Origin of the sequence: Bradyrhizobium sp. HKCCYLR20261 (assembly GCF_051168435.1) — a bacterium.
In the GTDB taxonomy this organism is placed as follows: domain Bacteria; phylum Pseudomonadota; class Alphaproteobacteria; order Rhizobiales; family Xanthobacteraceae; genus Bradyrhizobium.
In genome coordinates, this window is record NZ_JBNPUZ010000011.1 from 28,320 (window position 1) to 40,815 (window position 12,496).

Annotated in this window: 8 protein-coding genes; 4 read left to right on the forward strand and 4 right to left on the reverse strand. The window is 62.1% G+C overall.

The window, feature by feature from the left end; all coding sequences use genetic code 11:
* Positions 1-121: 121 nt before the first annotated feature.
* Positions 122-3,988 carry a tetratricopeptide repeat protein gene (locus tag ACQR1L_RS23350; protein ID WP_434860271.1) on the forward strand — a complete coding sequence of 1,289 codons (3,867 nt, stop codon included), beginning with the start codon at positions 122-124 and terminating at the stop codon, positions 3,986-3,988.
* Here the strand turns inward: ACQR1L_RS23350 and rfbD are convergent.
* Positions 3,918-4,823, reverse strand: coding sequence for a dTDP-4-dehydrorhamnose reductase (gene rfbD, locus ACQR1L_RS23355; RefSeq protein WP_434860272.1), 906 nt, complete (start codon positions 4,821-4,823; stop codon positions 3,918-3,920). The two genes, ACQR1L_RS23350 and rfbD, sit on opposite strands and share 71 nt — an antisense overlap.
* Before the next feature lie 13 nt (positions 4,824-4,836).
* Positions 4,837-5,391 carry a dTDP-4-dehydrorhamnose 3,5-epimerase gene (rfbC, locus tag ACQR1L_RS23360; protein ID WP_434860273.1) on the reverse strand — a complete coding sequence of 185 codons (555 nt, stop codon included), beginning with the start codon at positions 5,389-5,391 and terminating at the stop codon, positions 4,837-4,839.
* A gap of 94 nt (positions 5,392-5,485) precedes the next feature.
* Here rfbC and rfbA point away from each other — a divergent pair, with 94 nt between their 5' ends.
* The 3 genes from rfbA (at position 5,486) to ACQR1L_RS23375 (ending at position 9,377) form a co-directional block, all read left to right on the forward strand.
* Entirely contained in the window at positions 5,486-6,382 is an 897-nt protein-coding gene (gene rfbA, locus ACQR1L_RS23365; protein ID WP_434860274.1) for a glucose-1-phosphate thymidylyltransferase RfbA, read from the forward strand.
* Between the two features lies 1 nt (position 6,383).
* Complete coding sequence (gene rfbB, locus ACQR1L_RS23370; RefSeq protein WP_434860275.1) at positions 6,384-7,496, forward strand: dTDP-glucose 4,6-dehydratase; 1,113 nt, start codon at positions 6,384-6,386, stop codon at positions 7,494-7,496.
* A gap of 579 nt (positions 7,497-8,075) precedes the next feature.
* The gene (locus ACQR1L_RS23375) at positions 8,076-9,377 is read left to right on the forward strand and encodes a glycoside hydrolase family 71/99-like protein (protein ID WP_434860276.1); all 1,302 of its coding nucleotides are present in this window, start codon (positions 8,076-8,078) and stop codon (positions 9,375-9,377) included.
* A gap of 344 nt (positions 9,378-9,721) precedes the next feature.
* Here the strand turns inward: ACQR1L_RS23375 and ACQR1L_RS23380 are convergent, their stop codons facing one another.
* Entirely contained in the window at positions 9,722-10,606 is an 885-nt protein-coding gene (locus ACQR1L_RS23380) for an alpha/beta hydrolase (RefSeq protein ID WP_434860277.1), read from the reverse strand.
* A 6-nt stretch (positions 10,607-10,612) separates the two neighbouring features.
* The gene (locus ACQR1L_RS23385) at positions 10,613-12,406 is read right to left on the reverse strand and encodes an HAD-IIIC family phosphatase (RefSeq protein ID WP_434860278.1); all 1,794 of its coding nucleotides are present in this window, start codon (positions 12,404-12,406) and stop codon (positions 10,613-10,615) included.
* Positions 12,407-12,496: the final 90 nt, after the last annotated feature.

The window sequence follows — 12,496 nt, forward strand, 5'->3', positions numbered from 1 at the left end:
GCAGGATTTCCCGCCATCGACATCTCAGCTTCAAATTCCATTTTGAAGCTACGGCAATTCAATAGGAAGCTCAGACGACGCAAAGTGCGAGCGACAGCGTTCCTTGTACCAATGGATCAAAATGACCGAACAAGCTAGCGAACTCGTCGCGCACGGGAGGCGGTTGCGGTCTACGGGCGATCGATCCTCATGCCTGCAAGCATTTGCAAGAGCGTGCGAGCTTGATCCAACTCATGTCGTTGCATTTGTGGAATGCGGCCACGAGTTCTTGCACCTGAAGCAAGTCCAAGATGCCATAGACGCGTTCGCTCGCGGTCTCGCGATCGAGCCCGACAATATCCCTTCACTCGTTGGTTTAGCCGCCGCGCAGCTCCAGGGGCAAAAGTTTGACGAAGCGGAACGCCTGCTCCGCAGGGCGATTGAGCTTGACCCTCAAGGCCCGGAAAGTCGCCTGAGCTTAGCGCGCCTTCTGAAGCAACAGGGACGAACAAGCGATGCCATAGATGCATACAGACAAATTGCCACCGACACACCTACACATTTTACAGCTCGGATAGAGCTTGGAAATCTACTGCGTGAGAGCGGCGCGATCGACGAGGCCGAACATGTATTGGCCGATGTCCTGAAGGACGCCCCTCTTAACGTGGGAGCGCTGAATGCGCTGGGGACCGTTTATTGGAGAAAACGCAAGCTAGACGAAGCCAAAGCAAAGTTTGAGCGAGTGACCGAAATTCAATCTAACAACGTCGGAGCACTGAATGCTCTCGGTATGATCGCGAGGGAGCAGGATGACCTCCTGACTTCGTTGAGGCACTTGGCTGCTGCACGCACGGCGGATCCGAAAAGCTTGAATTCGCGCATGGAGCACGGCAAAGGCCTCGCTCTTTTGAAACGTTACGACGAAGCAATCAATGAATACAATTCGATTCTCACTGAGAATCCTGCGAGTGAAGCCGCGATCCTGGGACTCGCTCAAACGCTCCGCGAGGCCGGACGCTTCGATGAGGCTATTCGCGCTCTCGAGCATCGTGCGACCCTCTCGCCAAAAAGCACTGAGGCGAGGCTCGCGATTGCACGTATCCTGAAGCAGCAGGGGAAGGGGCCCGACGCAGTCGCTGCCTATCGGCAACTCGTGGAAGACGCTCCATCGCATGTTACGGCAAAAATTGAGCTGGGAAATCTGTTACGCGAAAACGATCTAGTCGATGATGCAGAGCGAGTCTTGTTGGAGGCCTTGGCGCAGTCTAGCGACAACATCGGGGCGATGAATGCACTCGGCACAGTTTACTGGAGAAAAGGGGAGATCGAACTCGCCCGCAGCCAGTTCGAACGAGTCTTGGCCAATCAGCCTGAAAACTTTGGCGCCTTGAACGCCCTTGGCTTGATCGCGCGAGAGCAAGGAGATCAGGCGACGGCGCTGCGTCACTTTGCGGATGCAAGGGCGAGAAATCCCAAGAACGCTGCCGCTCGCACCGAATACGGCCTAAGCCTTACGCTCATTGGTCAGCACGATCGAGCAATCCAAGAGTTGACGTCTGTCGTCGACGAGTTTCCTGACCATCGGGCGGCCTATCTTGGGCTTGGGCGGAGCCTGCGAGAGATTGGTCGCCTCGAAGAGGCTCTGGCCGCTTTCATGGCGGCCGATCGGCTTGATCCCAATCATCCGAGTGCGACCATTGACACGGGCCACCTGCTTCTGCAGCTTGGGCGTTCATCGGATGCAGAAGAGTGCTTCAGACTCGGACTGGAGCGTGGACCGCGCAATGTCACAAAGCTTGTCGGCCTCAGCCATGCATTGAGTCGACTGGGTCGGCTCACCGAGGCCGAGGCTTCTCTTCGAGAAGCTCTAGCGCTTCAGCCGTCAAACAGGAGCGCGGCTATCGCGCTTGGCCATTCGCTAGAACGCCAACACCGGCTGCCGGAGGCAGAAGCGCTGTTTGCGAGCGTCATTGCTCAAGGCCAAGAGATTCCGGACGGTTTGGCTGGATTGGGTTACGTCCGTCGCCGTCAAGGCCGACGCAGCGAAGCGTTGACACTTTTCCGTAGAGCGGCCGCGTCAGATCCCAAGAGCGGTAGGCGTCTCGCGGACGTGGCTATTGAGCTTCGTGAGCTCGGCCGCCTAGAAGAAGCCGAGAGCCTGCTCGCGCAAGCGGTCTCGGCGGAGCCGGCCAACATATGGATCCGGTTGCAGCAGATCGAGCTGTGGCGAAGAAACGGGCGGTTGAAAGAGGCCGTCAGAGAACTACAGCTGCTTCTGGAAGCGGACCCGGACAATGTGGGCCTGATGACGGAGCTTGCCAGCGCCCACCGCGACGCTGGCAACCCGTTCGACGCGGAGTCTTGGCTCTCACGAGCCCTGGCGTCGGATCCCGGGAACCCGTCGGCCTTGTGCGGTCTCGGGGATTTGGCCCTTCAGCGAGGTGAGCCCGAGCTCGCCAAAGGATTCTTCGAACGGGCGGCAGCGACTTCACCCACAAGTGTACCCGCGCACCTTGGGATTGCTCGATCGTACTCGGATATGCGGGACTACGACGCAGCATTCGCCACCCTTGACCGAGCGATGGAGAGGGTTGGGGGCCTGCCTGAATTCATCAGCTTGAAGATCGATTTCCTCAAGGACAGACGGGACTGGCCCGCGGCGGCCGCCACCCTCGCCGCCGCACCTGATCATCTCAAAGGGCATTTCGGGCTGTGGGCGCATGGGGCGCAGCTCGCGGTTGCGACGGGGGAGATTGAAGAGGCGGCAGACGCGCTGAAGGCATCGACCGCGGAGAGAACCGTGGAGGTCGCCCAGGTCCGGTTCATCGAGGGGCAACTCGCCGAAGCATCGATGCAATACGCGGCCGCGGCGGACCATTATCGCGAAGCCACGCGGCTCAACCCGGCGAATGTCGGGGCTTGGTTCGAGCTGGCGCGCGTCGGCCTGCTGAACCTGGATCTCGATACGGCAAACCGGGCGCTCCGGGAGTCCAACCGGCTGAGCCGCGCCGCTCTGCTGTTGCGAGGCCAGTCACTGAGCCCATCGCAGACCCATGTCGGGCAGCTGCTCGACGAATACGCGCTCGATGCCGCGGCCCTGGAGGCATTGCGGACCGCGCGCCGTCTGACGGCCGCGGAGCGGCTCGAGGCGCTGCGACGAACGATCAAGAACCATTCCGACTACACGCCGGCGGCGGTGGAGCTGGTGCTGGCCCTCCGGCAAGAAAGTCTGCAGGAAAACCTGCAGGCAACCCCATCTTCAAAACCGGAGGACGGCCTCACCAGCGCAATCCCGCCTCGCATCGTCCAATACTGGACCGACGATGTGCCTGAGGATGTGGGGACGCTGATGGCGACCTGGCAAGGCCTCAACCCGGATTTTCAACGGACCCTGTTCGATGACGAGCGGGCCGGCGATTTCCTCGACCGGGAGTACGGGCCGGACATCGCGCGGGCCTATCGCAGGGCGAGCGTGGCCGCGCAGAAGGCCGACATCTTCCGGCTGGCCTATCTGGCCGCGCGCGGCGGAATCTATGTCGACGCCGACAACCGCTGCCTGGCGCCGGTGGCGGGGCTGCTCCGGCCGGGCGCGAACCTCGTCGTGTACCAGGAGCGCTGGGGCACGCTCGCCAACGATGTCATCGCGGCGACGCCGGAGCATCCGGTCATCATCCGGGCGCTGGAGCTGGCGGTCGCGGCCGTCAACCGCGGCGACCACGATTTCATCTGGCTCGCGACCGGTCCGGGGCTGCTGACCCGGGCCTTCGCGCAGGAATGGGCGGCGCAGACCTCGGGCGGGCTGACGCGCCGGACCGAAATCCTCGATCTCGGCATCGTGCAGCGGTCGATCGGGATCGGCTGCCCGCTGAAATACAAGTCGACGCAGCGGCACTGGGTGCAGGCCAAGAGCCGGCGCGAGATTCTGAGGGCCAAATCCGTCAGCTCTCCTCCCGATCAAGCGCCCGATCAAGCTCCGCAGCCAGTGCCTCCCGCCAATCCGGAGGCGTGAGGCCGAACACCTGACGCAGCCGCGTCAGGTCGAGCCGCGAATTGAGCGGGCGGATCGCCTTGGCGCCGAACTCCGCGGTCGAGATCGCGCGGATCTCCTGCACGGCCAGATCCATCCCGCGCGCGCGCATCCCGGTCACGATGGCCTCGGCGAAGCCGTGCCAGCTGGTGACGCCGGCATTGGCGACATGCACCACGCCACCGGCCGCGGCAAAGGCGGCGGCGAGATCGGCGGCGCCGCCCTCGACGATCGCGGTCAGAACCGCGGCCAATGTCGCGGCCGAGGTCGGCGCGCCGACCTGGTCGGAGACGATGCGCAGCTCCGGGCGCTCGGCGGCGAGGCGCATCATTGTGCGCAGGAAGTTGCGGCCGTGCGCGGCGTAGACCCAGGAGGTCCTGACGATCAGATGCGGGGCGCCGGCGGCCTGGATCGCAAGCTCGCCGTCGCGCTTGCTGCGGCCATAGACCGACAGCGGGCGGCAGGCATCGTCCTCGCGCCAGGGCGTCTCGCCGCTGCCGTCGAAGACGTAGTCGGTCGAGAAATGCACCAGCGGCACGGCGCGCCCCGCGGCCCAGCGGGCCAGCGCGGCGGGGGCCTCCGCGTTGACGGTGAAGGCGGTGGCGGGATCGTCCTCGGCCTGGTCGACGGCGGTAAAGGCGGCCGGATTGATGATCAGCCCGGGCGCCCAACCCTCCAGCGCCGCCGCCAGCGAGGCCGGCCGGGCGAGATCGAAATCGGCCCGCCCCGGTGCGATCACCTCGTGGCCGCGCCGGCGCAGCAGCGGCAGCAGCGCGCCGCCGACCTGTCCGCTGGCGCCGGTGAGCAGGATGCGCATCACATCCGCCCCATCACACGCGCCCGTAATCCGGCAACCGCGCCGCGTCGGCCAGCAAAGGCGCGGCCGCGTCGCGCGGCGACAGGGTCGGCGCCGTCACGCGCCAATCGATGCCGAGCGCCGGGTCGTCCCAGCGGATCACGATCTCGTCGGCCGGGCTGTAGAAGGCGTCGCATTTGTACATCACGTCGGCGCTCTCGGAGAGCACCGCGAAGCCGTGCGCGAAGCCGCGGGGCACCCAGAGCTGGCGGCGGTTGTCCTCGCTGAGCTCGACGGCGACGTGACGCCCGAAATGGGGACTGCCGCGGCGGACGTCGACCGCGACGTCGAGAATCCGCCCGCGCAGCGCGCTGACCAGCTTGCCCTGGGTGTTGGGGATCTGCAGGTGCAGGCCGCGCAGCACGCCATGGGCGGAGCGGGACATGTTGTCCTGGACGAACGGGCCGGGAATGCCGGCCTCCGCGTAGCGGGCGGCCTGGAACAGCTCGACGAAGAATCCCCTGGCATCGCCGAACAGCCTGGGCTCGACGATCAGGACCTCGGGCAGCGCGGTGGCGATCACATTCATGCCGGGTCCGGGATTAACGTTCGAATGATAAGCAACTTGTGCCGCCTGCGGTATCGGGTCTAAATCGCCGGGTCAATCGAGAGGTGCGCGGCCCATGAAGGGCATCATCCTGGCCGGCGGAACCGGCTCCCGGCTCTACCCGGTGACCGCCGTGGTCTCGAAGCAGCTGCTGCCCGTGTTCGACAAGCCGATGATCTATTATCCGCTGTCGACGCTGATGCTGGGCGGCATCCGCGACATCCTCATCATCTCGACCCCGCAGGACCAGCCGCTGTTCGCCCGCCTGCTCGGCGACGGCAGCGACATCGGCCTCAATTTCAGCTACGCGACGCAGGACAGCCCGCGCGGGCTCGCCGACGCCTTCATCGTCGGCCGCGAGTTCGTCGGCACCGACCGCGTCGCGCTGGTGCTCGGCGACAACATCTTCTACGGCCACGGCCTGCCGCAGCTGCTCGCCGCCGCCTCGGCCCGCGCGACCGGCGCGACCATCTTCGGCTACACCGTCACCACGCCGGAGCAGTACGGCGTGATCGAGATCGGCAAAGGCGGCCGGGCGCTGTCGATCGAGGAGAAGCCGCGTCAGCCGAAGTCGAACGTCGCCGTCACCGGCCTCTATTTCTACGACAACGACGTGCTCGACATCGCCGCTCACATCCGTCCCTCCGCGCGCGGCGAGCTCGAGATCACCGACGTCAACCGCGCCTATCTCGCCCGCGGCGACCTGCATGTCGAGCTGCTCGGCCGCGGCTTTGCCTGGCTCGACACCGGCACGCATTCGTCGCTGGTCGAGGCCAGCCATTTCGTGCAGATCCTGGAGCAGCGCCAGGGCCTGCGCATCGCCTGCCCCGAGGAGATCGCGCTGCGCCAGGGCTACATCTCGCTCGACGCGTTCGAGCGGCTCGCCCACCGCAACGGCCGCAGCTCCTATGGCGACTATCTGATGTCGGTGCACCGCGCGCTGAGCCAGCAGCCCGACGGACTGCGGGCCTGACATGAGCGCGACCGCTCCCTCCGCCCGCTTCGCCGGCCGCACCATCCTGGTCACCGGCGGCTCCGGCTTCATCGGCTCGGCCGTCATCCGGCATCTCCTGCGCGACAGCGGCGCGCGCATCGTCAATGTCGACAAGCTCACCTATGCCGCGAGCCCGGCCGCGCTCGCCGCGATCGAGGACCATCCGGCCTACGCCTTCCACCGGCAATGCATCTGCGAGGCCGACGGCTTGCGCGCGATCTTCGCCAGGCATCAGCCCGACGCCGTCATGCATCTGGCCGCCGAGAGCCATGTCGACCGCTCGATCGACGGCCCCGGCGACTTCATCCAGACCAACATCGTCGGCACGTTCACGCTGCTCCAGGAGGCGCTGCGGCACTATCGCGGCCTGCCGCCGCAGCGCGCGCGCGGCTTCCGTTTCCTGCACGTCTCGACCGACGAGGTGTTCGGCTCGCTCGGACCCGACGGCCTGTTCAGCGAGAGCTCGCCGTATCAGCCGAACTCGCCCTACTCCGCCAGCAAGGCGTCGTCCGATCATCTGGTGCGCGCCTGGCACGAGACCTATGGCCTGCCGACGCTGGTCACCAACTGCTCGAACAATTACGGGCCGTATCAGTTTCCCGAGAAGCTGATCCCGCACATGATCATCAAGGGCCTCGCGGGCGAGCCGCTTCCGGTCTATGGCGACGGCGGCAACATCCGCGACTGGCTGCATGTCGAGGACCACGCGCGCGCGCTCGGCCTGGTGCTGGAGCGCGGCGCGGTCGGCGCGACCTACACGATCGGCGGCCGCAGCGAGCGCAGCAACCTCGCCGTGGTGGAGCAGATCTGCGACGCGCTGGATGCGCTCAGGCCGGCCCCTGACGGCCGCTCCCGCCGCAGCTTGATCCGCTTCGTCGCCGACCGGCCGGGCCACGACCGCCGCTACGCCATCGATCCCGCTGGAATCGAGCGCGAGCTCGGCTGGTCGCCGGCCGCGAGCTTCGAAGCCGCGCTGCGCGACACCATCGGCTGGTATGTCGACCATGCCGATTGGTGGCGCGGCATTCTCGCCGGCGGCTATGCCGCGGAGCGGATCGGCGGCCACGCGGCGCCGCAGGCTGCGGACGCGTGAGGAGAGGCCGGACACCGATGCGCGTGACGGCACGACCGCCCGGGAAGCGAATGGCATCTGAGGTCATCACCTTGCGCCGACCGGCGGCGTCGCGTTCCACCTCTCGCGCGGCGCCTGCGGCGCAGCCGCGCGCGCTCTCGCGGCGCCTGTCGCGCCCGAGGGATGATCGTAGGTCACCCTCGCGAGACGAGGGTGCAGGGAATGCCGGGTGCTGGCCTCACCCATGGCCCGCGTGCGAAAAGAAGTGCACGCGGCGGTCACCACAGGTTCAGCCGGGACATCCGGCATTCCCTGCGCGATGGTTTACGTCTTATACGCGCTCTCCCCGGGGACCGGCTGTCTTGCCCCCGTCACGCACGCGATGCATCAGCATCGACGCGCGCTTGGCACCAGCGTCGGGATGCCAGGACCACACGATTTCGCCGTCCGCGCCGCGGGCCGTTCGTCGACCGGCCGCGTCACGTCCACCGCATCCCACGCCCAACGTCCGTAACGACGCGTCCGCCCCTCCGAGGGGCGCGGGACAGGCCGGAGGATGCGGGTGATTTGCCCGACGGCACAAGCACAGCGAGGTGCGACATGGTAACGCGACGGGCAAATCAGTCCTCAGTCATTGCGGTCTGCTGCGCGCTCGCTGCGCTCCTTGCGGTGGTGACGACCGCCATTGCACAAAGCGCCCCTGCCGTCGACAACTCGACACTCACCGGCAAGCTGATCATGGGTTATCAGGGCTGGTTCGGCTGCCCTGATCCCGCAAAGCGCCAGGGCTGGATGCATTGGAAGGCCGGCGATGCCGTCACCGTCGACATGATCCCCGATACCAGTGAACTATCTCCCGAAGAGAAATGCGATAGCGGGCTGCGGACGACCGAGGGCCGGCCGATCTATTTCTTCGACAGCGGCAATCCAAAGACGGTCGATCGCCACTTCGCCTGGATGCAGCAATACGAGATTCCCGGCGTCGCCCTACAGAAGTTCGCCAGCCAAATTCTGCGACCAGAAACCCAGGCCCGCGCCGACCTGATCCTGCACAATGTGAAGCAGGCGGCCGAGGCTCATGGCCGCGTGTTTTTTCTGATGTACGATCTCTCCGGCACGACCGACGACAAACTCGATGGCTTGGTCCAGGACTGGATTCGCCTCAATCGCGATGGTGTAAGCAGTAGCCGCGCCTACCTCCGGCACAAGGGTCACCCCGTGCTCGGCCTTTGGGGCATCGGCTTCAACGGCCGCCCGCTGACGCCAGGGGGCATCACCGCATTCATTGACAAGCTGCGTGCGGAGAGCGCTGCTTTCGGAGGCGTGACCTTCGTAGCCGGCGTGCCGGCGGGCTGGCGAACTGGTACTGGTGATGGCAGCGACGATCCCGGTTGGAAGAATGTTTGGCCTCGCCTTGACGTGATCAGCCCGTGGACCGTGGGCCGCTATGCCGATGATCGTGGATCTGATAACTACCGCGCAAAGTTCATCGAGCCTGATTTAGCTGAGTCGAGGTCTATCGGTGTAGACTACATGCCGGTGATTTTTCCCGGCTTCTCATGGTCAAACCTGATGCGGGCACGTCATTTGGATGACAAAGCCGTCCCGAACCAAATTCCACGACGCTGCGGCGCGTTCTACTGGAGACAGGCACGCAACGTACTAGCTGCAGGCGCAAACATGGCTTACAATGCGATGTTCGACGAGGTCGACGAAGGAACAGCAATGTTTAAGACTGTCACGTCTGTGACAGTGGACAAAAATCCAACTTCATTCGTCACCATCGACGCTGACAGTTGTGCCGCACCTAACGACTTGTACCTTGAGCTTGCAAAAACAGTAAGTCGGAGCATCCAAAAGGGCACACAGCTACCAATTTCATTTACGCCGATCGAACGATAGCCGACGTTCACACTGCCTCTGACCAAGCGCGCTCCCACAAGCGTCCCGATCGAAGTGGAACGCAAATACAACAACGAGCGATTAGCAAACGACGAATGATTCACGCCTTACTAACGAACCACATACCATTCGCCTACCTGCTCCTCATATTTGACGTGCTTTACGCCGGCTGCGTCTGGCTATTCGTGAAGAAAGCACCGAAAAATCCGGCGAAGTTTGTTCTTCATGTCTTTCTACTACCAATTGGAGTATGTTTTGCGCTCTTCACCTTTGCAGCGTTTGGCTACGGGCTCGCTTTTGGATTCTAGGCGAACAGTTGGATTGAGCCACCAAGGCAATCGCCGTCACTGCCGAACCGTCATTAGACGTCGACCCGAGCGACGGACGAAAGCAATCTCTAATTCAAGTATGGCGCTCTTTTCATCCGCTTCGAGGCCCACCATCTCGTGACCTCCTTGAAACTCTACAAGCTCGTAGGGAACTTTATTAGCTTTCAAATTCTGAACTAGCGCCTCCGATTGGGCCGGCGGAACGAGTTGATCGAGCGTCCCCTGAGCCACAAACACGGGAGGGAAATCTGCCCCCACTCCGTTCAGAGGGGATAGCGCTTTAGCACCCAAGCTTCTGTCGGCATCCGAAACGTCAGGAATGAGCTTACGAAGCGCACCACTTACGGGCGGAGGATACGTCAGGTCAACGACGCCCCAATTGTCCACGATACAAGCCGGCTTGAATTTTCGGCGGGTGGTCGGTTCGCCTGACCCGAGCATTAGAGCGATGTGCCCGCCGGCTGAATTTCCAAATGCGCAAATCTTTCCCGGATCCACATTGTATTGAGACGCATGCTCCGACAACCACGCACCCGCCTCTTCCACGTCATTAAGCTGAGCCGGCCAGGCCCCTATGCGCGAGCCATCTGCCAACTGATAGCTCACGGTGACCGCGACTATCCCCTTCGAAGCAAAAAGCTTGCACCAGGGCCGGAAGCTTTCCTTGGTGCCACCGCTCCATCCCCCGCCGTGGATCATTACGACGGCTGGCGCAAGAGTCGGAGTAGACGGTAAACACAGATCGAGCTTTTGCTGCGGCTCCGGTCCATAAGGCAGATCGTATAGTTCTTGCGCGCCCGCCAAAGCGGGGACCAATAAAATCCACGCAAACGACGACAGCCCCAAGATTCCTTGGCGAGCCGTATTGGTGACAGTCCACCTCACATGATTTGTCGACAACTCGCTTTACCTCAAGTCGACAGAAATCGTGACATGCGAAGGTATAGGCAGGGTGACGCGCAAATCTCGCTGCCAACCTTGCTCAACCTTGCTGAACCCGCTCCTTGAGTAAAGATCACGACACGGAAGATTCTTTTCCGTCTCGACAAACGCAGCGGACGCTGTAACGGCACCAGATTCATGCCACCTTTTGCAAAGCTCGGCAATTGCCGCAATTTCCACTTCGAGCCCCAACACTCTGCAGCTCATTACAAACTGTTCTATCCGAGCTTCCGACAGAAGTATAACGCCGACCAGTCCGTACTCCGTGAACTTATCGGCAACATCGAAGGCCAGAATTCGAAGACCGCCCTGCATCGCCTTCACGCACTCCTCATGCGTCCAGCGCCTTCCAGTTGTGTTGAACTGATTGGTCTTGTTGATAAGTTCGAACACGCGCGCGAACTTCGCATCCTCGGGCGACGACACTTCAAAGAGATTCAACTTCACTTCTAGAGTTGCAAGGAACTCTTCTCTTGAGAGCTTCTTGCGCTCGCCTTCGCGAACAACTTGCGCTCGCACCATCTCTGTGCGCTTCGAGGACTCATCAGTTATTTCGGCCACCTGCGTCTCGGGCGACCATAGAAGGATACGGCGCCAAGTAATGGGCGACCCGCCAAGAACTCGGATTTCTGGGAACGCCTCCTTGATTGCAGCGCGCTCAACGGGATTGTCATCGATATAGACAACGTTCCTCGGCAGAAGATTTACTTTGGCAAGCACCTCAGCCATATTTTGTGGCTTCGGGTCCCAATTGATCTGAACGACCGCGAAATCGTCCAGCTTCAATTGTCCCCGGAGTATCTTATCCCAGAAGCTTCTCACCCGTTGCTCGTCATTCTTACTGACGATCGCAAGAAGCACGCCGCGCCGCTTCAAAAACGCGAGCGCCTCCCAGAAGCCTTTCGGCCACCCCTCTGAAGTCGGGAACTGCTCAGGATCCAGTTCGGCGCTGATACCGCGCCACAAGGTGTCGTCCAGATCAATGACAACCAATTTCACCGCATCAGCCTGACGTACCGTCCGATACATCGAGACTAATTCCTGCCAACTCGCCTGAAAGAACGGCCAGACACGCTCTTCGAAGAGGTCCGTCGCCTTGTCTGACGGCTCAAGCCTCTGACTATCGTGATTGAAATCGTAATTGCTGATGAACGCACCGTGGTTCATGGCAGTAACAACATCGTCCTGCACGAACCGACGACCAAAGTACGACGCCATATCGTTAATATCGAAAAGATAGGCGTTCTTATACTCACGCAAATCAGCCGCCAGTTGTTCATTCAGGCGCTCGACAAAATAGACTGGATTCCTCAAATCGTAACGCGGAAGCAGCCGACCAACAGGATTCTGGACGGGTGCCAGAAAGGAAAAAACGAACGTCAATATTCCTCTATCTCTGTTCCAGAGCATTGCCCTTTCGAGATGCTGACGCATTGTGCCCACTGCGTGGTCAAATAGCCGCTCGTGCGCAGCCAAATCCGAATCCTTCAGTTTCGCGAATGCCATATCGGGCAAGACAAACCGAAGAGCCAATTGGACAATCTGAAAGTCGTAATCCTCCAAAGGACGCGGCAACACATCGATTGGCTGACCTAACAGGAAGAGGTCCGACTCGCACGGCACCGGCAAGTGCTTCATTCGATTGGCAAACCCCTCGGACAGACAGGAGCCGACAATAAGGACTCGCTTTGGCGGGGTGGGATTTACAGCCAGATCCTCTGGAGCGCGGAGTACCCTAGAATCAATAAGCTTCGACATTCTGCCTCCAAGAGCGAGCCACGAAATATTCAGGCATGTTTAAGAGCAAAGCGAGAGGTAGATAGCCGGCAGATCTAGCCAGCGTTGCGG